We start from the raw sequence: 24502 nt of genomic DNA, 5'->3' as shown, positions 1-24502 counted from the left end.
TATGGCGCCAGATGGCCGATGCCTCCCGGTAGCGCGAAGGTGTCCAGGGGTATGCACGCAGCGGGGAAACTGTCGGTCAAGAACACCGCGCACGCGAAGGGGGTCGCCGAATGCCAGGGGTGCAGCAGTCGAGAGCCAGGGTCGCCCGCCGGATCGCCACCGCGGCGGCCTACGGCGGGGGTGGCCTCGGCCTGCTGGGGGTCGGCCTGGCCGGCGTGCTGATCACCGAGAGCCGACTGGCGATCCGCGCGGTCGGCATCCTGGAGGGCGACCCGCCGAAGGCGGACGGCGTCTACGGGGACGGCTTCGCCGACCCGGCCCAGGACGGCGAGCAGCCGCTGGTGCTGACCTTCCTGGGCGACTCCACGGCGGCCGGCCTGGGCGTGCGCCGCGCCCGCGAGACACCGGGGGCGCTGCTCGCCGCCGGCCTGGCCTCGGTCGCCGAGCGCCGGGTCCGACTGGTCAACGTCGCGGTCTCCGGCGCCCGTTCGAACGACCTGGCACGCCAGGTGCGGCTCGCCCTGGCGTCCCGTCCCGACATCGCGGTGATCATGATCGGCGCGAACGACGTCACCCGGCACACCCCGCCCACCCAAGCCGTCCGGCTGCTCGGCGAGGCGGTGCGGGACCTGCGCACGCTGGGCTGCCAGGTGGTCGTCGGCACCTGCCCGGACCTGGGCACGATCAAGCCGGTCCGGCCACCGCTGCGCTGGATCGCCCGGCGGGTCAGCCGACAGCTGGCGGCGGCCCAGACGATCGCGGTGGTGGAGGCGGGTGGGCGAACCGTCTCGCTCGGTTCGCTGCTGGGCCCGGAGTTCGCGGCCCGGCCCGAGATGTTCGCCTCCGACCGCTTCCACCCCTCCGCCCAGGGCTACGCCACGGCCGCGATGGCGGTGCTGCCCTCGCTCTGCGCGGCCCTCGACCTCTGGCCGGAGGCCACCGAGCCGGAGCCGTCCGGTCGGCGCGAGGCGGTGCTGCCGATGGCGGTCGCGGCGGCCACGGCGGCCGGCCAGTCCGGCACCGAGGTGGCCTCCGCCGCCGAGGGCGCGGGCGGGCGGCGCTGGGCCCTGGTCAAGCACCGGCTGCGGTTCGGCCTGCCGACCCCCGCCGAGGCGACCGCGTCAGCCAGTTCACACCCCGAGCCAGGTGACGCCCGCGCTACTTGAGAGTAACTTTCCCTCCGTAGCAGCCCGACACTACCGAGGAGCCGTCATGCCCGAAGCCGTCATCGTCAGCGCCGCCCGTTCGCCGATCGGCCGGGCCTTCAAGGGCTCGCTCAAGGACGTCCGCCCGGACGACCTGACCGCCCACATCATCCAGGCCGCGCTGGCCAAGGTCCCGCAGCTGGACCCGCGCCAGATCGACGACCTGATGCTCGGCTGCGGCCTGCCCGGCGGCGAGCAGGGCCACAACCTGGCCCGGATCGTCGCGGTCCAGATGGGCATGGACTACCTGCCCGGCACCACCATCACCCGCTACTGCTCCTCCTCGCTGCAGACCACCCGGATGGCACTGCACGCGATCAAGGCGGGCGAGGGCGACGTCTTCATCTCGGCCGGCGTGGAGACCGTCTCGCGCTCCATCAACGGCACCTCGGACGGCATGCCGAACACCCAGAACCCGCTCTTCGACGAGGCCCTGGCGCGCACCGCGCAGCGGGCCGCCGAGGGCGGCGGAGAGTGGCACGACCCGCGCGAGGACGGGCTGCTGCCGGACGCCTACATCGCGATGGGCCAGACCGCCGAGAACCTGGCCGCGCTCAAGGGCGTCACCCGGGCCGACCAGGACGAGTTCGGCGTGCGCTCGCAGAACCTGGCCGAGGCCGCGATCAAGGCCGGCTTCTGGGAGCGCGAGATCACCCCGGTGACCACCCCGGACGGCACCGTGGTCGCCACCGACGACGGCCCGCGCGCCGGGGTCACCCTGGAGGCCGTCCAGGGCCTCAAGCCGGTCTTCCGGCCGGACGGCACGGTCACTGCGGGCAACTGCTGCCCGCTGAACGACGGCGCCGCCGCCCTGGTGATCATGTCCGACACCAAGGCACGCGAACTGGGCATCACGCCGCTGGCCCGGGTGGTCTCCACCGGCGTCTCGGCGCTCTCCCCCGAGATCATGGGCTACGGGCCGGTCGAGGCCTCCCGCCAGGCGCTGCAGCGGGCCGGGCTGACCATCGGCGACATCGACCTGGTGGAGATCAACGAGGCCTTCGCGGCCCAGGTCATCCCGTCCTACCGGGACCTGGGCGTCGACCTGGACAAGCTGAACGTCAACGGCGGCGCGATCGCGGTCGGCCACCCCTTCGGCATGACCGGCGCCCGGATCACCACCACCCTGATCAACTCCCTGCAGTGGCACGACAAGCAGTTCGGTCTGGAGACCATGTGCGTGGGCGGCGGCCAGGGCATGGCGATGGTGATCGAGCGCCTGAGCTGAGACGCAGCGGAGGGTGGGGGTCGCCGAGGAACGAGGCGGCACCCGCCCGCAGCGGAGGAGCAGCTCACCAAGCGGCCAAAGAGAATTCGAGCGACTGAGCTGAGACTCAGCTAGACCTCAGCGAAAAAAGTTACGCAACGTAGTTGAGGGTCGGATCGCATCGCACGTGCCGATTCGGCCCTCAACTTGTTTCCCGGGGCACCGAATTCGACCCCCCGGAGTCATGCAACTGCGCAGCGTACACCAGGCACCTTTGGGATTTTCGGACAATGACCAACGTCACGGACATTTCGGACATCTTCCCCTGCAGTACCACCCGCCCATACGGCAATGTGGAGACGTTCCCCCGTTCCACTCCGCGCGAGGAGTACGTTCCGTGAGCGCCGTGTACGTCACCCTTCTGCTGATCCTGATCGCCGTCACCTCCGCGATCCTGCTCCATGTGCGCGGCCTCTCCCGGCGGTTGGCCGCCGCCGAGGCCGCCGCGCCGGCGGTACTGGACGAGGCCGCGATACGCCGCGCCGTCACCGAGGCGCTGGCCGCCGACCGGGAACGGGAGATCAGTGAGGCCCGGGCGTTCTGGGCCGAGCAGGAGGCCCGGGCGGCCGAGGACGACCCGCTGCTCGACACTCCGTTCGCAAGCGCCTCCGGGGAGTTGGGCCACGGGCTGAGCGGCCTGCACGGACTGGGCCCGGTGGAGAACTGGCCGGTCTTCTTCCCCCGCCCGACCGGCCCGGAAGAGGCCGTCGACAACGCGGGCACCATGGACCCGGCCTTCGGCGAGGCACTGCGCTCGGCGCTGGAGGAGATGATCAACGACGGCGGCCCGCTGCCCGGTCCGGCCACCGGCCACCCCAGCGCGCCCGGCGCCCCCGGTCAGGGTGGCGAGGGCGACCAGCGGGCCCGCCGCGAGGCCGACCTGCTGGCCACCGGACTCGAGGCCGGCCTGCTGGACCCGGACCCGGCCGCCGAGGCCGAGCCCGCCCCGGCCCCCGACCCGCGCCGCCACCCCTCGCACCCGGACTTCGTGCCCAGCCAGGCCCCGTCCCGCGAGTGGACCGACACCCGGCTGACCGCTCTGGCCGAGGAGCGGATCGCGCTCACCGACGTCCGCCCGGGGCCGCTGGGCACCCTGGACGTCTACGCCTTCGCCGACGGCACCACGCTCTGTGTGGCCCCGGGTGACCGCGAGGCGGCCTACCGGCTGATCGACGCGGTGCGGGCCGGCGAGGACGTCCGGCTGCTCGGCGGCTCGCGGTTCTCCGGCTCGTACTCGCTGACCTTCTCCACCGCCGAGGAGACCGTCTACGTGCTGGCCGACCGCGTGGTGGCCAGTATCTGACGCGGTCTCAGCGGCCACGGCGCGCTCGGCCGCACCGGCGCACCCCTCACAGCTGCGCACCCCTCACACCGGCACACCCCTCACAGCTGCGCACCCCTCACACCGGCACACCCCCTCACAGCGGCGCACTCAGCCGCACAGCCTCCCGACGGCGCCCACCGCCGCGACCGCCTCCGCCAGGAGGTCGGCCGCAGTGCGGTGGGCGCCGTCGCGCAGTTCGATCACCTGTTCGCCGCCGAGCGCGGTGAGCGCGCCGACCAGGTCGTGCCCGGCCACCGCCAGCTGGTCCCCGACAGTGAAGGCCTCGGCCTCGGGGAAGTCTCGGGGTTCCCGGGCCGGCCCCTCCTCCAGCAGCTGGGCCCGGTCCGCCAGTTCGCGGGCCAGCGCCAGGGCGGCGGCCGCGCGTGAGGGGTGGCCGGGCACCGCGCCGAGCAGCCGGCTCTGCGGCATCGCGCGGAAACGGTCCGCCAGCTCGTCGACGGCATCCTGCAGGTCAAGGGGATCGGGCATGGGGCGAGCCTAACTCGACCGCAACGGGCCAATGCCACGAACCATGGTGCCCGGAGCCGGACTCGAACCGGCACGGCCTCGCGGCCAAGCAGTTTTAAGCTGCCCGTGTCTGCGTTCCACCATCCGGGCCGGAACAGCTGTGCCCGTTGTGGGCCACCCTGAGCCTAGTCGTCCCGCTCCCCCTTTCGCATGTTCCCGGGCGGGGAAGTTGTCATGTTTCCTTGCCATCTGACGAACAGTCCGTGATTCGGACATGGACCAGCGGGTTCCAGCCATCAGGGTCCCCGTCATCCCGCAGGAGGAGGGCAGCCGGCGGCTGTAAGCCTCGCGGCTGGCCGTCCAACCGTCCGTCGGACCGACGAGAACCGGGCCGGCCCGCCCGGAGCATGGAGGTATCCCCAGCGACCCGCCGAGCGACGGCGGTCGACCGACAGGAGTTGCCCCATGACCACGACGACCGCTGCCGTCGGCACCGGCCGGGCGGCCGCCCGTGCGACTGGCCTGAACAAGGTGTACGGCGCGGGCGAGACCCGGGTCGTCGCCCTGGAGAACGTGAGCGTCGAGTTCCGCCAGGGCGAGTTCACCGCGATCATGGGCCCTTCCGGCTCCGGAAAGTCGACGCTGATGCACTGCATGGCCGGACTGGACGCGGTCTCCTCGGGCTCGGCCACCATCGGCGACACCGAGCTGGTCGGGCTGAAGGACAAGCAGCTGACCCAGCTTCGGCGCGACAAGATCGGTTTCGTCTTCCAGGCCTTCAACCTGCTGCCCACCCTGACGGCGCTGGAGAACATCACCCTGCCGATGGACATCGCCGGCCGCAAGGCGGACCGGGCCTGGCTGGACGCGGTGGTGGACACCGTGGGCCTGTCCGGGCGCCTGACGCACCGTCCCTCCCAGCTCTCCGGCGGTCAGCAGCAACGCGTCGCCTGCGCCCGCGCGCTGGCCGGCCGCCCGGAGATCATCTTCGCCGACGAGCCGACCGGCAACCTGGACTCCCGCTCCGGCGCCGAGATCCTCTCCTTCCTGCGCAACTCGGTGCGCGAACTGGGCCAGACCGTGGTGATGGTGACCCACGACCCGGTCGCGGCCGGCTACGCGGACCGGGTGGTCTTCCTGGCCGACGGCCGGATCGTGGACGAGCTGACCGGCCCGACCCCCGACTCCGTGCTCGACCGGATGCGGCGCTTCGACGCGAAGGGGCGGACCAACTGATGTACCGCACCGCACTGCGCAACGTGCTCGCCCACAAGGGCCGGCTACTGATGACGGCCCTGGCCGTGCTGCTCGGCACCGCCTTCGTGGCCGGCACGATGATCTTCTCCGACACCTTCGGCTCGGCCCTGAAGAACAGCTACTCCAAGGACTACGCCAACCTCTCGGTCCAGGTCACCGACCGTGGCGCGCAGCCGGGCGCCGAGGTTGCCGACCGTTCCGGGGCCGACTCCCCGCACCTGACCGCCGGCTCGGTCGACCGGATCGCCGCACTGCCCGGCGTGGCCCGCTCGGTCGGCGTGGTGGACGGCTTCACCGCGGTCGCCGACCGGAGCGGCAGGAGCATCGGCCAGGGCCGCGACTCCAACGGCTCCAACTTCGTGCCCGGCGCGAACGGTCAGGACGCCCGCTACCCGATGGCCCCGGGCCGCGGGCCGCAGCGCGCCGGCGAGATCGCGCTCGACCGCACGACCGCCGACAAGGGCGGCTACCGGGTCGGCGACAAGGTCCGGGTGGCCACCAACGGCCCGGCCATGGACACCACTCTGACCGGCGTCTTCAGCACCGACGACCCGAGCGTGAACGCCGGCAACCCGCTGGTCCTGTTCGACACCGCGACCGCCCAGCAGCTGCTGCTGACCCCGGGTCAGTTCAACCGGATCCAGGTGGTCGGCGCGGCCGGCAGCAGCCAGGACGCGCTGCTCGACCAGGTCAACCAGGTGCTGCCGCAGGGCGGCGAGATCACCGCCAAGACCGCCCGTCAGCTGCAGGACGCCGAGAAGGCGGAGGTCTCCAGCGCGATGAGCGGCGTTCGCACCATGCTGCTCGCCTTCGCCGGCATCTCGCTCTTCGTCGGCAGCTTCATCATCGCCAACACCTTCACCATGCTGATCGCCCAGCGCACCAAGGAGTTGGCGCTGCTGCGGGCGATCGGGGCCAGCCGCGGGCAGATCACCGGCTCGGTGCTGGTCGAGGCCGTGCTGATCGGCGCGCTCTCCTCGGCGGCCGGCCTGCTCGCCGGCGTGGGCATCGGTGCCGGGCTGCAGTCGCTGATCGGCGCGCTCTCCACCGGGGGCAGCACGCCGTCCGGACCGCTGATCATCAGTCCGGTCACGGTGCTGGTGGCCCTGCTGACGGGTGTTCTGGTCACCGTGCTCTCCGCGGTGCTGCCGGCCCGCCGGGCCTCGCGGATCGCCCCGGTGGCCGCGATGAGCAGCGGCGACCAGCCGGCCAGCCAGAAGAGCCTGGTGCTGCGCAACTCGGTCGGTACGGTGATCGGCGGCGCCGGCCTGGGCCTGATCCTCTGGGGTTCCTCGGCGGGCTCCAACGGGAAGTGGATCGTGGCCGGTGGCGCGGTCGCCGCACTGATCGGCACCTTCATCCTGATCCCGCTGCTCTCCCGGCCGGTGATCGCGCTGATCGGCCCGGCGATGGGCCGGCTGTTCGGGATCTCCGGCAAGCTGGCCCGGCAGAACGCGGTGCGCAACCCGCGCCGCACCGCCGCCACGGCCGCCGCGCTCACCATCGGCCTGACCCTGGTCAGCGCGCTCACCGTGCTCGGCGCCTCGATCAACGGGGTGCTGGACCGGGCGGTCACCGACACCATGCGGGCCGACTACGCGATCGAGCTCTCCAACGGCATGAGCGTCTCCCCCGAGATCGCCGCCCGGGCCGCCCACGCCCCCGGGGTCACGGCCGCCGCCTCGCTGACCGAGTCCTCCTTCGAGATCGCCGGCAAGAAGCGCGTCGTCACCGGGATCGACGCGGCCCCGGTCGACCAGGTGCTGCACCTGAGCATGACCAGCGGCTCCACGGCGGCGCTCGCCCAGGGGCAGCTGCTGGTCGACGCCGACCTCGCCAGGACCAACCAGCTGAGCGTCGGCAGCAAGGTGGCGGCCGGCTTCCCGGACGGCAGTAGCGGCACCCTGACGGTCGGCGGTGTCTACGCCGACAACAAGCTGGTCAAGCCGCTGGTGCTGAGCAACGCCGCGCTGGTCCAGCACGGCGCCGAACCGAGCACCAACGCGGTGCTGATCCGGGGTGCGGCCGGCGAGGACGGCGCACTGCGGCAGGCGCTGGTGGACGCCGGCGGGGACAACCCGCTGATCACGGTGCAGACCAAGCAGGACCTGCGGGACAAGGTCAGCTCGCAGATCGCCTTCGCGCTGAACATGATGTACGGCCTGCTGGCCATGTCGGTGCTGGTCGCCGTGCTGGGCGTGGTCAACACCATGGCGATGTCGGTGTTCGAGCGCAAGCGCGAGATCGGGATGCTGCGGGCGATCGGCCTGGCCCGCAGCGGGATCAAGCGGATGATCCGACTGGAGTCGGTGGTGATCTCGCTCTTCGGGGCGGCACTCGGCCTCGGGCTCGGCTGCTTCCTGGCCTGGGCGGTCAACGGCACGCTGAAGAGCAGCATCGAGGGTCTGACCACCGTGCTGCCCTACGCCAAGCTGCTGCTCTTCCTGGGCCTGGCCGGGCTGGTCGGCCTGGTGGCCGCGATCTGGCCCTCGCGTCGGGCCGCCGGGCTGGACATCCTGGACAGCATCAAGAGCGGCTGATCAGGAGCGCTTGACGGAGCGTCAGCGGCGCAACCGAAAGGGCCTCGGCCCGGTGGGTCCTCACCACCGGGCCGAGGCCCTTTCGTCATTCGTTCTTGTACTCCGCCCGGTTCGCACAACCGGCTGAGCACCACGGAGGTCGTGGTCCGGCGACGCTGCCGGGCGGAGGGCCTCCGACTCATACCCCGGCATGAGGGGAGCCGGGGTCAGTCGCTTCCTGCTGGGTTACTTGCTCGCGAGCGCCTTGTCCGCCTCGGCGGCGGGCGCGGGGACGGTGGCGACCGGCTTGGGAGCCGGCGCGGCCGCCTCCTGGAAGGCGCCGAACGGCTTCTCCATCTCCGCGAGGCCGACGGTCTCGCGCTTCAGGAACATCGCCAGCGTCCAGTCGGTGAAGACCCGGACCTTGCGGTTCATGGTCGGCACCCGGCTGCCGTGGTACAGGCGGTGGAACCACCAGGCCGGACGGCCCTTCAACTTGTACTTGTTGAAGAGGATCGCCACGCCCTTGTGCAGGCCCACGCTGGCGACCGCACCGAGGTTCTTGTGCTTGTACTCCTGCTGCGGGAAGCCCCGCATGCCGGAGATCACGTTGTCGCCGAGCACGAGCGCCTGGCGCACCGCGTGCTGGGCGTTCGGCGGGCACCAGGCGCCCTCGCCGACGGCGAGGTCCGGCACCTGGGCGTTGTCGCCGGCCGACCAGACGTAGTCGAAGCCGTGCACCTGCAGGGTCGGGGCGGTGTCCACGTGGCCGCGCGGGCCCAGCGGCAGGCCGAAGTTGGCCAGCACCGGGTTGGGCTTGACGCCCGCGGTCCAGACGATGGTGGACGCGTCGGCCTCGACGCCGTTCTTCAGCACCACGTGCTGGTCGACGCAGGACTCCATCGAGGTCTCGATGAAGACCTCGATGTCACGCTCCTCGAGCTTCTCCTTGGTCCACAGACCGAGGTCGGGGCCCATCTCCGGGAGGATGCGGTTGGCCGCCTCCACCAGGATGAAGCGCATGTCGTCACGGCTGACGGTCTTGTAGATCTTGGCCGCGTCGCGGGCCATGTCCTCGATCTCGCCGATCGTCTCGACGCCGGCGAAGCCGCCGCCGATCACCACGAAGGTGAGCGCCTTGCGGCGGACGTTCTCGTCCGCGGTCGACTCGGCCTTGTCCAGCTGCTGCATGACGTGGTTGCGGAGGCTGATCGCCTCCTCGACCGTCTTCATGCCGATGCCGTGCTCGGCCAGGCCGGGGATCGGGAAGGTGCGGGAGACCGAGCCGGTGGCGACGACCAGGTAGTCGAAGGGCAGCTCGTAGGAGTCGCCGGCCAGCGGCGCGATGGTGGCGACCTTGCGGGCGTGGTCCACGCCGGTCACGTGACCGGTGAGCACCTCCGCCTTCTTCAGGGCGCTGCGCAGCGGTGCGACGAGGTTGCGGGGCGCGACGTTGCCGCCGGCCGCCTCGGGAAGGAAGGGCAGGTACGTCATGTACGACCGCGGGTCGACGACCGTGACGGTCGCCTCGCCGTAACGCATCTTCTTGAGGATGCGCATCGCGGCATACAGGCCGACGTAACCACCGCCGACAATGAGGATGCGAGGACGCTCCATGGTGCTCATATCCGAAAGTATCCAGCACCCCTCGGAGCACCCTTCGTGAGGCCCGTCACAAGACTCTGGACAGGGCCTGCTACACTGCCCGGCCACACTTTGGCCGCCTGAGCGTCACTCCCGGACCGATCACGGCGGCACGCCGAGGTTTGGGCGGACACAGCCCGGTTGAGCAGCAACGATCCTGGCACGACCGGGGTTCCCCGAGCATTGTTTCGATTCCATCGGCCGGCCCGGAGCACCGCCTGGGATCCATCGACTGAGCGCGGTGGGCGACCTTAGGTCCCGTATTCCGGACGAAGCGGTCCCCGAGGTACTGAGAACGGGCGGATCGCCATGTGAAGAAATTCACGAACTTTCTGCCGACACCCCGCCGAAGGGCCCCGGAACGGGCCCCGCGACGGGGTGCGGAAGGGGTCGACCTGCAGTCCGCGCCGGGCTCAGCCGGCGATGCTCCAGGCGATGCCGTCGAGGATGTCGTGCTCGCTGACCACCAGCTCCTGGGCGCCGGTCCGCTCCATGATCGAGAGCAGCACCAGGGCGCCGGCGCCGATCACGTCCACCCGCCCGGGGTGCATCACCGGGATCGCGGCCCGCTCCGCGTGGGTGGCGCCGAGCAAGCGCTCGGTCACCTCGCGGACCTGGGCCAGCGAGAGCCGCGAGTGGTGGATCGCCGCCGAGTCGTAGGCGGTCAGGCGGAGCGCGATCGCGGCCACCGTGGTGACCGTCCCGGCCAGGCCCACCAGCGAGGCCGCCTCGGTCAGCGGCACCGCCTCGGCGGCCAGGTCCAGCGCCGTCTCGATGTCCGCCCGGGCCGCCGCGACCTGACCCGGGGTCGGCACCTCGGAGTCGGCGAAGTGCCGCTCCGTCAGCCGGACGCAGCCGATGTCCACCGAGCGCGCGGCGTGCACCGTCTGGCCGCCGAGCACGAACTCGGTCGAGCCGCCGCCCAGGTCGAAGACCAGGTACGGGGCGGCCACCGAAGTGCCCGTCAACTCCTTGGTGGCGCCGGTGAAGGAGAGCTGGGCCTCCTCGTCGCCGGAGACCACCTCGGGCTCGACGCCGAGGATCTCGCGCACGCCCTTGGTGAACTCCGCGTTGTTCTCGGCGTCCCGGGAGGCACTGGTGGCCACGAACCTGGTCCGCTCCGGGCCCACCCCGTGCTCGGCGATGACGGCCGCGTACTCCCGGCAGGCCGCGAAGGTGCGCTCCAGCGCCTCGGGCGCCAACCGGCCGGTGCGGTCCACGCCCTGGCCGAGCCGGACGATCAGCATCCGCCGGTCCAGGTCGACGATCTCGCCGGTCTCAGGGTCGAGGTCGGCGATCAGCAGGCGGATCGAGTTGGTGCCGCAGTCGATCGCGGCGACCCGGGTGGCGGTCACTTCTGCTCCTCCTCGGCGGCGCGCTTGGCCGCCCGCTCGGCGGTCTTGCGCTCCTTCTCGGCGATCACCGCGGCGTGGTCGGCGGCCTCGGCCCGCTGCGCCTGCAGCGCCGCCACCCCCTCCTCGATGTCCTGCTCGCTGACGCACGGGCCCTTGCGCCACCACTCGGGCAGCATCGCCAACGCCTCGTCGCCCAGCGGGTTCACGCCCTCGCCGGCCGCCAAGGAGTGGCCGACCAGCACGTGCAGGCACTTCACCCGGTCCGGCATCCCGCCGGCGCTCGGGAAGCCCTCCAGCACCTCGATCGCGTCCCGGCGGGCGATGTAGTCCTCGTGCGCCTTCTGGTAGGCCGCGGCCAGCTCCGGATCCTCGGCGAGCCGAGCGGTCTGCTCCTTCATCACCCCGTCCGCCTCCAGGGTGCCGATCAGCGAGGCGGCCTTGGGGCAGGTCAGGTAGTAGAGGGTGGGGAACGGCGTGCCGTCCGGCAGACGCGGGGCGGTCTCCACCACATCGGGGTTGCCGCACGGGCAGCGGTGCGCGACCGCCCGGGTGCCGCGCGGGACACGGCCGAGCTGGGCCGCCACGGCGGCCAGGTCGCGGTCGGCGACGGGCTGGTTCTCAGTGCTCATCAGTGCTGTCTTCTCAGGGAGCGGGGGCGGGGGTTGGGGCGGCGGCCGCGTCCACCGAGTCCCAGACGGTGGCGTACCAGGGCTTGACTGCCTTGACTGCCTGGGCTGCCTGGGCGGACTGCGGCGCGGAGCCGGCCACCGGCGGGGTGGCGCCGGGCGGCGGGGCGGGGTCGACGGCGACGAACGGGGTCTCCCCCGGCATCGCGTAGTGCAGGCGCGTGCGGGCCTGGGCCTTGACGAACTCCGGGTCCTGCCAGCGGGCCCGCTCGGTGCGCAGCCGCTCCACCTGCTGGCGGGCCTGCTCGGCCTTGACCCGCTGGGCGTTGAGCTCGGCGCGCTGGTTGATGTACTGCCGGGTCGGATAGGCCAGGATCGCCACCAGCGAGCAGAGCACCAGGACCAGGACGGTGGCCCGGCTGGTGAACCGCGGCCGGCCCGGGAACTTCCACGCTGCCATGTTCTCTTCGCCCCTCCGTCGCACCGGTGCCCCGGCCTCCACCCTACGGGGCGGGAGCCGGGGCACCGGTCATGCCATGCGGCTGGGCTCAGCCCTCGTACTTGAACCGCGGGAAAGCGGCGCGGCCCGCGTACTCGGCAGCGTCGTCGAGGATCTCCTCGATGCGCAGCAGCTGGTTGTACTTGGCCACGCGCTCGGAGCGGGCCGGGGCGCCGGTCTTGATCTGGCCGCAGTTGGTGGCGACGGCCAGGTCGGCGATGGTGACGTCCTCGGTCTCGCCGGAGCGGTGCGACATCATGCAGCGGTAGCCGTTGCGCTGGGCCAGCTCGACGGCGTCCAGGGTCTCGGTCAGCGAACCGATCTGGTTCACCTTCACCAGCAGCGCGTTGGCGGTGCCGGTCTCGATGCCCTTGGCCAGGCGGACCGGGTTGGTCACGAACAGGTCGTCACCGACCAGCTGCACCTTGGCGCCCAGCTCGTCGGTGAGGGCCTTCCAGCCGTCCCAGTCCGACTCGTCCAGCGGGTCCTCGATCGAGACCAGCGGGTAGTTGGCGACCAGGTCGGCGTAGTAGGCGCTCAGCTCGGCGGCGGTCAGCGCCTTGCCCTCGAACTGGTAGGCACCGTCCTTGTAGAACTCGGAGGCGGCGACGTCCAGGGCCAGCGCGACGTCCTTGCCGGGCACGTAGCCGGCCTTCTTGATGGCCTCGGTGATGAGGTCCAGCGCCTCGCGGTTGGAGTCCAGGTTCGGCGCGAAGCCGCCCTCGTCGCCCAGGCCGGTGGACAGGCCCCGCTCCTTCAGCACGCCCTTGAGCGTGTGGTAGACCTCGACGCCCCAGCGGACGGCCTCGGAGAAGGACTCCGCGCCGATCGGGGCGATCATGAACTCCTGGATGTCGACGTTGGAGTCCGCGTGCGAACCGCCGTTGAGGATGTTCATCATCGGGACCGGCAGCACGTGCGCGTTCGGACCGCCGAGGTAGCGGAAGAGCGGCAGGTCGGAGGCCTCGGAGGCGGCGTGCGCGACGGCCAGCGAGACACCCAGGATGGCGTTGGCGCCGAGCGAGGACTTGTCCGGGGTGGCGTCCAGGTCCAGCATCGCCTGGTCGATCAAGCGCTGCTCGGTGGCGTCGTAGCCGACCAGCTCCGGGCCGATCTGCTCGATGACGGCGAGGACGGCCTTCTCCACGCCCTTGCCGAAGTAGCGGCTCTTGTCGCCGTCACGCAGCTCCAGAGCCTCGAAGGCACCGGTGGATGCGCCGGACGGGACAGCGGCACGGCCGGTGCTGCCGTCGTCGAGGCCGACCTCGACCTCGACCGTGGGGTTGCCGCGCGAATCGAGGATCTCACGGGCTACGACGACATCAATGGACGGCACTATGCATCTCCTTGCGGAAGCGGTCCTGCGGACAGGGATGACGGAGGCGTTACGACCAGAGCCTAACCGCACCGGCCGGTCCAGCCACCCGGGCCTCGGCACCGTCTCACGGTGTGGCTCTGCTACCTGCCGGTAGTTCACCTGAATGCACGCGCGGGGCCACCTGGCACCACCCCGGTGCTGCCCCGCGCGTGCTGCCGGCGGGTCAGCTGCGCGTCAGCTCAGGTGCAGGACCTGGCCAGGGAGGATCAGGTTCGGATCCCCGCCCACCGTCGACCGGTTGGCCTGGTAGAGCGCCTGCCAGCCGCCGAGGATCCGCTGCGCCTGGGAGATATTGGAGAGCGTGTCGCCGGACTTGACGGTGTAGTCCTGCGCGCCGGTCGACGGCGTCGCCGGCGACTGCGGCTGGGGCTGCGTGGGCTGGGCCGGCGCGGGCTGGGCCTTGGGCTGCGTCGGCTTGGGCTGGGCCTTGGGCGTGGCCTGGGATTCCGGCGCGCCGCCGGCCGGGGCCGCGGTGTCCACCACCGCCGGGGCGCCGCCGCGGGTCAGGCCCGCCTTGACCGAACAGACCGGCCAGGCACCCGGGCCCTGGTCCACCAGCACCCGCTCGGCCACCGCGATCTGCTGCGACTTGCTCGCCTGGTTGGCCTGCGCCGCGTACTGGGTGCCGCCGTACGCGGCCCAGGTGGAGGAGGTGAACTGCAGGCCGCCGTAGAAGCCGTTGCCGGTGTTGATCGACCAGTTGTTGGTGCTCTCGCAGTTGGCGACCTTGTCCCAGACGGAGACCGAGGCGGCGTGCGCGCCGGTCGCGGTGAGCAGCGGCATCGCGAGCCCGACTCCGGCCACGCCGGCGATGGCGATGGCCTTCTCGGTATTGGTGCGACGACGGTGACGGCCAGTTCCTGAGAACAGCATTGATGTCCCTCTCCGCACGCCTGCGAGGTGAGCTGTCGGGTTCGGACCGGTGAGGATGGCCCGGCCGGCCGCCCGGATCGCTCCGGCGGTCGGCTTCACCCCTAGCCGTGGGAGACGGCAGAAAATCCTGGGTCCCCCGCCCCTGCCCGGGGTTGAGTCGATGTCCCGCGACGCGGTGGGCAGGATTCGGCGTTACCGCGCTCGGGGTTCGCATCCGCGAACTTCAGGGAGAGTAGGCAGATAGGAAGACCAATCACAAGCTCATATCGCCTACATCACATGAGAATTACGGTCCACTGTGGATCGCCTACTAACGGATCAGGTTTGTCCTGATTGATGAGCATTCAGATCGCCTGCGGGCAAGGGTTGGCGACACGCCGTCAGAGATCGACCGAGCCGACTTCCGGCGTAAAGGAGACCGGCAATTCCCGCAGCCCACGCATGATCAGACCGCCGCGCCAACGCAACTCCTCCGGCTCGGCAGCGAGCTGGAGGTCGGGCAGCCGGGTCAGCAGGGCGGCCAGCGCCCGCTGGCCCTCCAAACGGGCCAACGGCGCCCCGATGCAGTAGTGGATGCCGTGCCCGAAGCCCAGGTGCGGGTTGTCCCGGCGGGCCAGGTCCAGGGTGTTCTCCCCGGCGAACCGGGCCGGGTCGCGGTCGGCCGCCGCCAGCACCACCAACACCGGGTCGCCGACCGGGATCCGCACCCCGCCCACGGTCAGCGGCTCGGTCGCGAACCGCCAGGTGGCCAGTTCCACCGGACCGTCGTAGCGCAGCAGTTCCTCCACCGCCGTGGCCAGCAGCGCGGTCTCGCCACGCTGCACCGACTCCTGCAGCCGGGCCCGCTGCTCCGGGTGGTTCAGCAGGGTGTACATGCCGTTGCCGATCAGGTTGACCGTCGTCTCGAACCCGGCGAAGAGCAGGATGAAGGCCATCGCGGCGGCCTCGTTCTCGGTCAGGTGCTCGCCGTGGTCGCTGGCCCGGATCAGCCCGGAGATCAGGTCCTCGCCCAACTCGCCGCGCTTGCGGTGGATCAGCTCCAGCAGGTACGCCCGCATCTTCTTCACCGCGCGCGCCACCCCGCCGCGCGGGCCGCCGCCATGTCGGATCATCATCCCGGCCCAGTCGCGGAAGTCGTCCTGATCCTCGGGCGGCACCCCGAGCAGGTCGCAGATCGCGTAGATCGGCAGCGGGAAGGCGAACTCGTGGATCAGGTCCGCCGAACCGCGCCCCGCGAAGGAGTCCACCAGCCGGTCGGTCAGCCGCTGCACCTGCGGCTCGAACTCGGCCACCCGGCGCGGGGTGAAGGCCTTGGAGACCAGCCGGCGCAACCGGGTGTGGTCCGGCGGGTCGATGTTCAGCAGGTGCGTCATCAGGTTCGCCTGGCGCTCGCCCGGGATGCCCACCCGGCCGGTGCGGTGCGCATGCGCGTTGTGGTGCGTGGGGTTCTTGGAGAGCCGGGCGTCGGCCAGCGCCTGCCGGGCGTCCGCGTACCGGGTCACCAGCCAGGCCTCCACCCCGCTGGGCAGCGTGGTGCGGTGCACCGGGGCGTGCTCGCGCAGCCAGGCGTACGCGGGGTACGGGTCGGCCGCGAACTCCCAGCTGAACAGGGGCGGCATCGGGGGCTGGAGGGGGCTCTGGGGCTGGTCCGGCATGTCCTGACGGTATCCGGTCGCCGGGAGGAGTGAGTCTGGTCACCTGACGGGTAATCCCTGTTGCGGAGGGTCAGGAGACGCCTACGATCCTCCGATACGTGTTGGTGGGCGACGGTGCGGTCGCGCCCCCAGGGAGGAGCAGGCCATGCGAGTAGCCGGGGCAGTGGTGGTCATCGCAGTACTCGACGGCGGCGACGGGGACGGGCCGGCCCGTCGGTTCACCGCGGCGGGTGCAGCCGGTCTGTTGGTGGCCGACCCGCGTCCCGGAGTGGCCGAGGACCTGGCCGCCGCGCTGGACCGGACCGGCTGCCCGGTGATCGGGGTCAGCTCCGACATCCACCAGCCCAGCGACATCGCCGCCCTGGTCGACACCGCTGAGAAGCACCTGGGCCGGATCGACCTGTTCTGCGTGGCCGGCCCCGACGGCGAGCGGATCGTCGCGCTGGCCGACCTCCCCGGTGACCTGGACCGGCTGGCCGAGCTGCTCGACCCGCTGGGCGAGGCTATCGGCGAGGTGCTGCCGGCCCAGCGGAGGGCTCCCGCAGCGGGCTTGCCGCGCTGAGCAAGCGCTTGCTCACCCAGCCGGCCCCTCGCTTTCACTAAGCAAGCGCTTGCTCGCCCAGGCAGCCCCTCGGCCCCGCTGAGCGAGCGCTCAGTCAGCCGACCTTTCCGTCGCCCTGAGCGAGCGCTCAGTCAGCCAGCCCCTCCGCCGCCCTGAGCGAGCGCTCAGTCAGCCAGCCCCTCGTCTCCCCGAGCAAGCGCTCAGTCAGCCAGCCCCTCCGCCGAGCGAACCGCCGAGCGGTAGGCCCGTGCGGCCGCGCGCAGCGCCGCGTCCGGATCCACCCCTGCGTCGTGCGCGCGCTGCACCACGGCCAGCAGCAGCGCGCCGGCCGTCTCCTCGGTCAGCTCGCCCGGCAGCGCGTACGGCGCGTCCGGCACCTTGTCGAAGTCCGCGCGCCGCACCCGGGAGACCAGCTTGGCCGCGTACGCCAGCGCCGGCAGCCCACTCGGCACCCCGTCCAGCACCGACTCGCGATCCTGCTTCTCGGCCGCCTTCAGCGCCTCCCAGTTCGCCTCCACCTGGTCCGTGGTGGCCGCATCGGAGTCCGCGAAGACATGCGGGTGCCGGTAGATCAGCTTCTCCACGATGTCCCCGGCCACCTCGTCGATGGAGAACGGGTCGTCGGCGTGCTCCTCGGCGATCCGGGAGTGGAAGAAGACCTGCAGCAGCACGTCGCCGAGCTCCTCGCGCAGCGTCTGCCGGTCCCCCTCCTCGATCGCCTCGACCAGCTCGTACGCCTCCTCCACCAGGTACTTCACCAGCGAGGCATGGGTCTGCTCGGCGTCCCACGGGCAGCCGCCCGGCGAGCGCAGCCGGTCCATCACCGACACCAGGTCCAGCAACCGGGCGCCCGGCAGGTCGTAGGAGCCGGGCAGCAGCTCGATCTCGGGCGCCTCGCCGGCCTCCTCCACCGCGATCCGGGCCAGTGCGTCGGTCAGCCCCGGGTCACCGTCCGGACTGCCCAGGAAGACCAGCGGCGCCCGCTGCACCAGCAGCCGGGCCAGCGCCGGCGCGGTCTGCCCACCGACCTGTTCCACCGCCACACCGGCCTGGGCCAACGCGGCCAACTGCGGATGCGCCGGATCGGCGGCCAGCACCAGCGGCGCGGCCTGCAGCGCCTGCCAGGCGGGCCAGCTGAGCAGGCCGGGGGCGATCCGATGGGTGGTGGTCAGCAGGGTCAGCTTCGGAGTCTCCACCCCTCGAACCTACCGCCCCCCGGGACGGCCCCGACCGGCCAGCCCACCGCCGGCCAGGCCATCACCACTCAGGCCATCACCACTCAGGCCATCACCGGTCAGGCCATCACCACTCAGGCCATCACCGGTCAGGCCATCACCACTCAGGCCATCACCGGTCCGGTCAGACGCCGCTGCCGCTCAGGCCGCCGCGCCGGACTGGGGCAGCCAGGCTTCGGTCGGGCTGTCCAGCACCGCCTGCTGCGGATCCCAACTGCCGTACCGCGGGTTGACCGTGACCTTCAGCTCGTCGGAGGCCTGCGCCAGCAGCTGATGGACCGTCTTGTTGCCCTCCGTGGTGCCGATCTGCTGCCCGTTCAGCGCGGCCAGCTTCTGCAGCCCGAGCTGCTGCCGGTAGAAGGCGTCGATCTCGGGAGCCGGCACCGCGTGCTTGAGCAGCAGCATCTGCTCCAGCGCCGGTTCGCCGCCCCAGGCCTGCACCTGCTGGGCCCGCAGCTGGGCCACCTCGGAGTCGGAGACGGCCAGCTCGTGCGAGGCCAGCGCGTGGTCCACCACCGCGCCGAAGACCATCCCGGAGACGGTGGCGCCCACCAGTCCGGCCTGCTCCTGGTACTGCCCGGTGGGCAGGCTCGCCGCCTGCGCCCGGAACTCGGCCACTCGCGCCTGCACCGCCGCCACGGTGATCCGGTCCTGGCCGACCACCGCCGCCGCGCCGGGGTGCGCGGGCTGACTTCCGCAGGCGCTCAGCGCGAGGGCGGCCAGCAGGGCGCCGAGGGCGGGCAGAGTACGGCGGATGGAGCTGTTGCGGATCACGCGGGGCCTCCCGGACCGGATGGGGCTGCGGTGACGACGTCCTACTCCTGACGGGACACGAGAATAGGGAGCCCTGCCGCCGGTTGCCCAGAGGTTGAACCGAACAGGTCACCCGGACGGGCGACCGGCACCGGGCGTCCGCTGCCACGCCTGCTGGGACTGCCAGGACTGCTGGGACTGCGGGGACTGCGCGGACTGCGCGGACTGCGCGGACTGCGGGGTCGGGTGCCCGGGAAGCAGCGGCGACTGCCGAGCGGGCCGCAGCCGGCCCCAGACCGAGCGACGGTCCATCAGCAGGTAGTGCGTCGGCGCCCCGAAGACCAGCAGCGCCATGGTGGCCTCGCCGAGCACGCTGACCGCCGTGGCACTCCTGTCGGCACCCGCGACCACCGCGCAGACCACCATCAGCACCGAGAGCGCGCCCACCACCGCCGCCCCGGCCAGGTCCACCCCGGCCTTGCGCCGAACGGCCAGCACGCCCGCGGGCACGAACCCGAGCAGCCCCGCCGTCAGCACCACCAGCAGGCAGAGCAGCACCTTCGTACCCACCCCCAGCGGCCCGGGTGTTCGGACTGTCATCGGTGTGCTCCCCCAGGCGACGCGACAGCGGTACGGCCGTCACCGTACCGCCCTGGTCGCCCGCCCGACCCGGGAGTAGCCTCGGTGCTGGGCCGGCGGCTCGGGGCAGGGGGGACTGGTCGAGACCTGATGATCGTTGAAGTGACCACCGGGGCAGCCTGGTTACTCATCCTGACGGCTGCGGCGCTGCGGTTCTGGCCGGGCCGGCATCCGGTCCGCGGGCGGGCCCACCGCCCGCTGTCGCCGATCGAGCTGGGCCTGCTGCGCGGGGGCACCCCCGGCGAGAACTTCTCCGGACCGCAGTGGGACGGATCCGCCGGACTCTAAGGCCGGGCAGGCCTTGGGGCCGGACTCTAGGACCGGACAGACCCTGGGGGCCGGACGGTCCCGGCGCCGGACGGTCCTAGGGCCGCCGGCCCAGGTGCACCACGTCCGGTACGCCCCGGCTGACCGACACCTCCAGGGTGTGGACGTCCGTGAACTCGGCCGCGCGCAGCGCCTCCTCGAAGGACGGGGAGGGCTGGGCGCTCCACACCGCCAGGATCCCGCCGGGGGTCAACCGGCTGCGGGCGGCAGCCAGGCCGGCCGGGCCGTAGAGCGCGTCGTTGGCGTCGTTGACCGTCCAGTCGGGGCCGTTGTCGATGTCGAGGCAGAGCGCGTCGTAGCGGTCCTCGGTGGTGGCGAGGTACTCGACCAGGTCGGTGTGCAGCACGGTCACCCGCGGATCGGCCAACGCCCCGGCGGTGTGGCCGGCGAGCGGCCCGTCCCGGTGCCAGTCGATGATCGCGCCCTCCCGCTCGGCGACGGCGATCCGCCCCCAGCGCGGCTGCGCGGCCGCATGCGCGAGCGAGAAGCCCACCCCGAGGCCGCCGATCAGCACCGCGGGCCGCTCGGCGGTCAGTCGGTCCAGCGCGGCATCGATCAGCAGGCGCTCCGAGCGGCCGTCGGCGGTGTCCATCAGGAAGCAGCCGTTGGCGATGATCTCGTAGTCGCCGCCGCGCTGCCGCAACACCACCTCCCCGTACGGTCCTTCGCGCCGATCGAGCACGACGGCCTCGGCGGTGTGGTCCCGGATGGGCAGCGCGGACATCTGCCGTCCCCCTTGGTGAGCGGTAGCGGTGTGGACATCGATCGTGGACCACCGACTCTAGTCCAAGGGGCGGTCGGCCACCCGGCCGACCGCCCCTCCAACAGACCTCGCCGGACTACTTCTTCGCGGCCGCCAGCTCCTCGAACATGGTGGTCAGGAAGGTCCCGCACCAGGCCAGCAGCTCCCGCCCGACCACCGGCTTGCCGCCGATCCGCGCGGTGCTCGGCCGCGGCACCAGCACCTGCCGGGTGGCCGCCTTCACTTGGCTGCGCGGGTACAGCCGGTTCAGCCGCAGCTGCTGCGACTCGCGCAGTTCCACCGGCCCGAACCGCACGTTGGCGCCCTGCAGCGTGATGTCCGCGACCCCGCAGCGCCTCGCGTACAGCCGCAGCGCGGCCACCAGCAGCAGGTTCTCCACCGGCTCCGGCAGCTTGCCGTAACGGTCCGTCAGCTCGGCCCGGACCTGCTCGATGTCCTCCTCCGAGTTGACCGCCGCGATCGAGCGGTAGGCCTGCAGCCGCAGCCGCTCGCCGGGCGCGTAGTCGTGCGGCACGTGGGCGTCCACCGGGATCTCGATCTTCACCTCCAGCGGCTCCTCCTCCGGCTCGCCGCCGCCGGCCTCCAGCGACTCGCGGAACTCGGCCACCGCCTCGCCGACCATCCGCATGTAGAGGTCGAAGCCGACGCCCGCGATGTGCCCGGACTGCTCGCCGCCGAGCAGGTTGCCCGCGCCGCGGATCTCCAGGTCCTTCATCGCCACGTACATACCGGCGCCCATCTCGGTGTGCTGGGCGATGGTGGCCAGGCGCTCGTGCGCGGTCTCGGTGAGCGGCTTCTCCGGCGGGTACAGCATGTAGGCGTAGCCGCGCTCGCGGCCGCGGCCGACCCGGCCGCGCAGCTGGTGCAGTTGGGAGAGGCCGAAGGTGTCGCCGCGCTCCACGATCAGCGTGTTGGCGTTGGAGATGTCGATGCCCGACTCCACGATCGTGGTGGAGACCAGCACATCGAACTCCTTCTCCCAGAAGTCGACCACCACCTTCTCGAGTGCCGTCTCCCCCATCTGCCCGTGCGCGGTGGCCACCCGGGCCTCGGGCACCAGGTCCTTCAGCCGGGCCGCCGCCCTGTCGATCGACTCGACCCGGTTGTGGATGTAGAAGACCTGGCCCTCGCGCAGCAGTTCGCGCCGGATCGCGGCCGAGATCTGCTTCTCGTCGTACGGTCCGACGAAGGTCAGCACCGGGTGCCGCTCCTCCGGCGGGGTGGTGATGGTGGACATCTCGCGGATGCCGGTGACCGCCATCTCCAGGGTGCGCGGGATCGGGGTGGCGGACATGGTCAGCACGTCGACGTTGGCCCGCAGCTTCTTCAGCTGCTCCTTGTGCTCGACGCCGAACCGCTGCTCCTCGTCGACGATCACCAGGCCGAGGTCCTTGAACCTGGTCTCGCTGGAGAACAGCCGGTGGGTGCCGATGACGACGTCCACCGACCCGTCGAACAGCCCCTCCAGCACGGCCTTCGCCTCGCTGTCGGTCTGGAACCGGGAGAGCGCCTTGACCACCACCGGGAAGTTGGCGTACCGCTCGGCGAAGGTGGAGAAGTGCTGCTGCACCAGCAGTGTGGTCGGCACCAGCACCGCCACCTGCTTGCCGTCCTGCACCGCCTTGAAGGCCGCGCGGACCGCGATCTCGGTCTTGCCGTAGCCCACGTCACCACAGATCAGCCGGTCCATCGGGACCGACTTCTCCATGTCCGACTTGACCTCGGCGATGGTGGTCAGCTGGTCCGGCGTCTCCGCGTACGGGAAGGCGTCCTCCAGCTCGCGCTGCCAGGGCGTGTCGGCGCCGAAGGAGTGGCCGGGGGCGGCCATCCGGGCGCTGTACAGCTTGATCAGGTCGGCGGCGATCTCCTTGACCGCCTTCTTGGCCCGCTGCTTGGTCTTCGCCCAGTCCGCGCCGCCGAGCCGGTGCAGCGTCGGGGCCTCGCCGCCGACGTACTTGGTCACCTGGTCCAGCTGGTCGGTCGGCACGAAGAGCCGGTCGCCGGGGTGGCCGCGCTTGGCCGGCGCGTACTCCAGCACCAGGTACTCGCGGGTGGCGCCCTGCACGGTGCGCTGCACCATCTCGACGTAGCGGCCCACGCCGTGCGCCTCGTGCACCACGTAGTCGCCGGCCGCCAGGGCCAGCGGGTCGATCGCGTTGCGCCGCCGCGACGGCATCCGGCGCATGTCCTTGGTGGAGGAGCGCTGGCCGGACAGGTCGGTCTCGGTGATGACGGTGAGCTTGAGCGCCTCGTCCACGAAGCCGTGCTCGATCGAGCCGCAGCTGACGTAGACCACGTCGCGGGTGGGCGGCTCGGCGAGGTCGTGCACCAGCCGGGCCGGGATGCCCTCGTTGCCGAGCACCTCGGCCAGGCGGGAGGCCGGGCCCTGGCCCTCCGTCACCATGACCACCCGCCAGTCGGCGGCGAGGCGTTCCTTGGCGTCGGCGATGGCCCGCGCGGTGTCGCCGCGGTAGGCCTCGACGGCGTGCATGCCCAGGGTCAGCGTGTTGGAGTCGAATTCGAGAATCGTGCTGACCTCGGAGTCCGAGGTGGCGAACGGGCTCACCGACCACCAGGGCAGCCCGATCTGCTGCGCGTGCTCGCGCACGTCCGCCAGCGACCAGAGCGAGGCCGCCGAGACGTCGATCTGCTCCACGTCGATCGGCCGGTCCCCGCCGGCGGCCGCCGCCACCCAGGAGGCGTGCAGGAACTCCTGACTGGTCGCCACCAGGTCGGCGGCCCGGGTGCGGACCCGCTCCGGGTCGCAGACCACCGTGACCGAGCCGGCCGGCAGCACGTCGAGCAGCAGCTCCATGTCGTCCACCAGCACGGGCGCCAGCGACTCCATGCCCTCGACCGCGATCCCCTGGGCGATCTTGTCCAGGATCTCGGCCAGTTCGGGGTGGGCCTCGGCCAACTCCGCGGCTCGGGCCCGGACCTGATCGGTCAGCAGCAGCTCGCGGCAGGGCGGCGCCCACAGGCCGTGTTCGGCGATCTCCAGCGAGCGCTGGTCGGCGACCTTGAAGTAGCGGATCTCCTCGATCTCGTCGCCCCAGAACTCCACCCGCAGCGGGTGTTCCTCGGTCGGCGGGAAGACGTCCAGGATGCCGCCACGAACCGCGAACTCGCCGCGCTTCTCGACCAGTTCGACCCGGGCGTAGGCGGCCGCGGCGAGCCGGCGGGCCACCTCCTCCAGATCGTGCGACCCACCGCGCTGCAGCGCCACCGGCTCCAGCTCCGCCAGCCCCTTGACCTGCGGCTGCAGCACCGAGCGGACCGGCGCGACGACCACCTGGACCGGCCCGGCGGCCGGGTCGTCGGCGGCGGGGTGGGCGATCCGGCGCAGCACCGCGAGCCGCCGCCCGACGGTGTCCGAGCGCGGCGAGAGGCGCTCGTGCGGCAGGGTCTCCCAGGCCGGGAACTCGGCGACGGCATCCGGCGGCAGCAGCGAGCGCAGGCTCGCGGCGAGGTCCTCGGCCTCCCGTCCGGTCGCGGTCACCGCGAGCACCGGGCGGCCGCCGGTGGCGGAGCCGTCCGCCAGCGAGCGGGCCAGCGCGGCGATCACGAACGGCCGGGCGGCGGGCGGTCCGACGACATCCAGATGCGGACGGTGTCCGCCGGCCGCCGCCTCGATCGCCTCGGCGAGAGCGGGGTCGCGGACCACGACATCGAGCAAACCGGTCAGACTCATGCGATCTTCTTCGTCCCGTTGGCGTCGCGGCGGCGCGCCCGGCACCGGAAGCAGCTCCTGCGGCCGGGCAGCTTGATGTGCCCGGCACGCGGTGCACAGGGGCCGGGTCAGGGGTCCAGCGTACGCCGAGCGGCAGACGCTGACGCGGCCAGCCACGGCCGCCGTCCGCTCCGCCCGAGCGGCCATCACCACCGGGGTCGATCGTCATGGCCATGACCTGCGGATCGGACGGAAAGGTCGATTGTCAAGAAGTGGACATACTCCTGTCACTGCGTGTCCATGGACAGCCCGCAGGATGGATCACGTGCCCGCCGCTCCAACCGTGGGGGATGGACTGGACGGGCCACACGCACTCCGATGGGGGTCGGGGTGCGAGGCCGGGCGACCCTGGGTGGGGGCGCCCGCCCGAGCGTCGGGAGTCGTGGCGCCCTTTCCTGGAGGGCGCCACGAGTCCTGGCCTCC

The 24502-nt window shown here is 71.9% G+C and carries 20 protein-coding genes, 1 tRNA gene and 1 riboswitch; of the genes, 7 read left to right on the top strand and 14 right to left on the bottom strand.

Translation table 11 applies throughout. From position 1 onward, the window contains the following. Positions 1-110: 110 nt before the first annotated feature. The 3 genes from BR98_RS20970 to BR98_RS20960 all read left to right on the top strand — a co-directional run bounded on the left by BR98_RS20970 (position 111) and on the right by BR98_RS20960 (position 3775). Positions 111-1166 (top strand): SGNH/GDSL hydrolase family protein, encoded by a 1056-nt coding sequence (locus tag BR98_RS20970; protein ID WP_035846826.1) that lies wholly within the window; start codon positions 111-113, stop codon positions 1164-1166. Positions 1167-1212: 46 nt separating this feature from the next. Next, on the top strand, positions 1213-2433 hold the full coding sequence (locus BR98_RS20965) for an acetyl-CoA C-acetyltransferase (RefSeq protein ID WP_035846824.1): 1221 nt from the start codon (positions 1213-1215) through the stop codon (positions 2431-2433). A gap of 376 nt (positions 2434-2809) precedes the next feature. Next, complete coding sequence (locus tag BR98_RS20960) at positions 2810-3775, top strand: hypothetical protein (protein WP_035846822.1); 966 nt, start codon at positions 2810-2812, stop codon at positions 3773-3775. A 129-nt stretch (positions 3776-3904) separates the two neighbouring features. Here BR98_RS20960 and BR98_RS20955 read toward each other — a convergent pair whose 3' ends face one another. Both BR98_RS20955 and BR98_RS20950 read right to left on the bottom strand, forming a co-directional pair. Further along, complete coding sequence (locus tag BR98_RS20955; RefSeq protein ID WP_035846819.1) at positions 3905-4285, bottom strand: hypothetical protein; 381 nt, start codon at positions 4283-4285, stop codon at positions 3905-3907. Positions 4286-4329: 44 nt separating this feature from the next. Next, positions 4330-4414 (bottom strand) — tRNA-Leu (locus BR98_RS20950). A gap of 315 nt (positions 4415-4729) precedes the next feature. Between BR98_RS20950 and BR98_RS20945 the strand changes: the two genes are divergently transcribed. Together BR98_RS20945 and BR98_RS20940 are read left to right on the top strand one after the other, a co-directional pair. After that, a complete protein-coding gene (locus BR98_RS20945) occupies positions 4730-5500 on the top strand; it encodes an ABC transporter ATP-binding protein (RefSeq protein WP_035846817.1) in 771 nt (256 codons plus the stop codon). Beyond that, positions 5500-8061: an ABC transporter permease gene (locus BR98_RS20940; RefSeq protein WP_035846812.1), complete on the top strand. Its 2562-nt coding sequence runs from the start codon at positions 5500-5502 to the stop codon at positions 8059-8061. The genes BR98_RS20945 and BR98_RS20940 overlap by 1 nt, the downstream gene beginning before the upstream one ends. Before the next feature lie 225 nt (positions 8062-8286). Here BR98_RS20940 and BR98_RS20935 read toward each other — a convergent pair whose 3' ends face one another. The 7 genes from BR98_RS20935 to BR98_RS20905 form a co-directional block, all read right to left on the bottom strand. After that, positions 8287-9666 (bottom strand): NAD(P)/FAD-dependent oxidoreductase, encoded by a 1380-nt coding sequence (locus BR98_RS20935; RefSeq protein ID WP_035846810.1) that lies wholly within the window; start codon positions 9664-9666, stop codon positions 8287-8289. A 431-nt stretch (positions 9667-10097) separates the two neighbouring features. Beyond that, entirely contained in the window at positions 10098-11039 is a 942-nt protein-coding gene (locus tag BR98_RS20930) for a Ppx/GppA phosphatase family protein (RefSeq protein ID WP_035846808.1), read from the bottom strand. Beyond that, positions 11036-11668, bottom strand: coding sequence for a DUF501 domain-containing protein (locus tag BR98_RS20925; protein ID WP_035846805.1), 633 nt, complete (start codon positions 11666-11668; stop codon positions 11036-11038). The genes BR98_RS20930 and BR98_RS20925 overlap by 4 nt, the downstream gene beginning before the upstream one ends. Positions 11669-11681: 13 nt before the next feature. After that, positions 11682-12125 (bottom strand): FtsB family cell division protein, encoded by a 444-nt coding sequence (locus BR98_RS20920; protein ID WP_051970000.1) that lies wholly within the window; start codon positions 12123-12125, stop codon positions 11682-11684. Between the two features lie 88 nt (positions 12126-12213). Beyond that, complete coding sequence (gene eno / locus BR98_RS20915; RefSeq protein ID WP_035846800.1) at positions 12214-13500, bottom strand: phosphopyruvate hydratase; 1287 nt, start codon at positions 13498-13500, stop codon at positions 12214-12216. A 216-nt stretch (positions 13501-13716) separates the two neighbouring features. Continuing rightward, positions 13717-14415 carry a transglycosylase family protein gene (locus BR98_RS42360; RefSeq protein ID WP_035846799.1) on the bottom strand — a complete coding sequence of 233 codons (699 nt, stop codon included), beginning with the start codon at positions 14413-14415 and terminating at the stop codon, positions 13717-13719. Positions 14416-14418: 3 nt separating this feature from the next. Next, positions 14419-14584: riboswitch (cyclic di-AMP (ydaO/yuaA leader) on the bottom strand. 211 nt (positions 14585-14795) lie between these two features. Beyond that, positions 14796-16070, bottom strand: coding sequence for a cytochrome P450 family protein (locus BR98_RS20905; protein WP_035846796.1), 1275 nt, complete (start codon positions 16068-16070; stop codon positions 14796-14798). Positions 16071-16215: 145 nt separating this feature from the next. Here BR98_RS20905 and BR98_RS36510 point away from each other — a divergent pair, with 145 nt between their 5' ends. Beyond that, positions 16216-16632, top strand: a complete 417-nt coding sequence (locus BR98_RS36510; protein ID WP_157537861.1) for an SDR family NAD(P)-dependent oxidoreductase — start codon at positions 16216-16218, stop codon at positions 16630-16632. Between the two features lie 200 nt (positions 16633-16832). On the opposite strand, the gene BR98_RS20895 is transcribed toward BR98_RS36510, so the two are convergent. The 3 genes from BR98_RS20895 to BR98_RS20885 all read right to left on the bottom strand — a co-directional run bounded on the left by BR98_RS20895 (position 16833) and on the right by BR98_RS20885 (position 19220). Further along, the gene (locus tag BR98_RS20895; RefSeq protein WP_035846794.1) at positions 16833-17828 is read right to left on the bottom strand and encodes a MazG family protein; all 996 of its coding nucleotides are present in this window, start codon (positions 17826-17828) and stop codon (positions 16833-16835) included. Positions 17829-18008: 180 nt separating this feature from the next. After that, complete coding sequence (locus BR98_RS20890) at positions 18009-18641, bottom strand: SurA N-terminal domain-containing protein (protein ID WP_051969998.1); 633 nt, start codon at positions 18639-18641, stop codon at positions 18009-18011. Positions 18642-18749: 108 nt separating this feature from the next. After that, complete coding sequence (locus BR98_RS20885; protein ID WP_157537860.1) at positions 18750-19220, bottom strand: hypothetical protein; 471 nt, start codon at positions 19218-19220, stop codon at positions 18750-18752. A 141-nt stretch (positions 19221-19361) separates the two neighbouring features. Between BR98_RS20885 and BR98_RS20880 the strand changes: the two genes are divergently transcribed. Further along, positions 19362-19547, top strand: coding sequence for a hypothetical protein (locus BR98_RS20880; protein WP_035846791.1), 186 nt, complete (start codon positions 19362-19364; stop codon positions 19545-19547). A 76-nt stretch (positions 19548-19623) separates the two neighbouring features. On the opposite strand, the gene BR98_RS20875 is transcribed toward BR98_RS20880, so the two are convergent. Both BR98_RS20875 and mfd read right to left on the bottom strand, forming a co-directional pair. After that, a complete protein-coding gene (locus BR98_RS20875) occupies positions 19624-20310 on the bottom strand; it encodes a spermidine synthase family protein (protein WP_035846788.1) in 687 nt (228 codons plus the stop codon). A gap of 115 nt (positions 20311-20425) precedes the next feature. Next, positions 20426-24040: a transcription-repair coupling factor gene (gene mfd, locus BR98_RS20870; RefSeq protein WP_035846785.1), complete on the bottom strand. Its 3615-nt coding sequence runs from the start codon at positions 24038-24040 to the stop codon at positions 20426-20428. Positions 24041-24502 lie beyond the last annotated feature (462 nt).

The organism is Kitasatospora azatica KCTC 9699 (assembly GCF_000744785.1).
Taxonomy (GTDB): domain Bacteria; phylum Actinomycetota; class Actinomycetes; order Streptomycetales; family Streptomycetaceae; genus Kitasatospora; species Kitasatospora azatica.
This window is presented reverse-complemented; position numbering and strand designations above follow the sequence as displayed.

Bases quoted from the DNA above. Each gene is read 5' to 3' on its own strand.
- BR98_RS20945 (WP_035846817.1), top strand. From the start codon at position 4,730: ATGACCACGACGACCGCTGCCGTCGGCACCGGCCGGGCGGCCGCCCGT.
- BR98_RS20920 (WP_051970000.1), bottom strand. From the start codon at position 12,125: ATGGCAGCGTGGAAGTTCCCGGGCCGGCCGCGGTTCACCAGCCGGGCC.
- BR98_RS20970 (WP_035846826.1), top strand. From the start codon at position 111: ATGCCAGGGGTGCAGCAGTCGAGAGCCAGGGTCGCCCGCCGGATCGCC.
- BR98_RS20955 (WP_035846819.1), bottom strand. From the start codon at position 4,285: ATGCCCGATCCCCTTGACCTGCAGGATGCCGTCGACGAGCTGGCGGAC.
- BR98_RS42360 (WP_035846799.1), bottom strand. From the start codon at position 14,415: ATGCTGTTCTCAGGAACTGGCCGTCACCGTCGTCGCACCAATACCGAG.
- BR98_RS36510 (WP_157537861.1), top strand. From the start codon at position 16,216: ATGCGAGTAGCCGGGGCAGTGGTGGTCATCGCAGTACTCGACGGCGGC.
- BR98_RS20885 (WP_157537860.1), bottom strand. From the start codon at position 19,220: ATGACAGTCCGAACACCCGGGCCGCTGGGGGTGGGTACGAAGGTGCTG.
- BR98_RS20940 (WP_035846812.1), top strand. From the start codon at position 5,500: ATGTACCGCACCGCACTGCGCAACGTGCTCGCCCACAAGGGCCGGCTA.
- BR98_RS20905 (WP_035846796.1), bottom strand. From the start codon at position 16,070: ATGCCGGACCAGCCCCAGAGCCCCCTCCAGCCCCCGATGCCGCCCCTG.
- BR98_RS20925 (WP_035846805.1), bottom strand. From the start codon at position 11,668: ATGAGCACTGAGAACCAGCCCGTCGCCGACCGCGACCTGGCCGCCGTG.
- BR98_RS20875 (WP_035846788.1), bottom strand. From the start codon at position 20,310: ATGTCCGCGCTGCCCATCCGGGACCACACCGCCGAGGCCGTCGTGCTC.
- BR98_RS20965 (WP_035846824.1), top strand. From the start codon at position 1,213: ATGCCCGAAGCCGTCATCGTCAGCGCCGCCCGTTCGCCGATCGGCCGG.
- mfd (WP_035846785.1), bottom strand. From the start codon at position 24,040: ATGAGTCTGACCGGTTTGCTCGATGTCGTGGTCCGCGACCCCGCTCTC.
- BR98_RS20935 (WP_035846810.1), bottom strand. From the start codon at position 9,666: ATGAGCACCATGGAGCGTCCTCGCATCCTCATTGTCGGCGGTGGTTAC.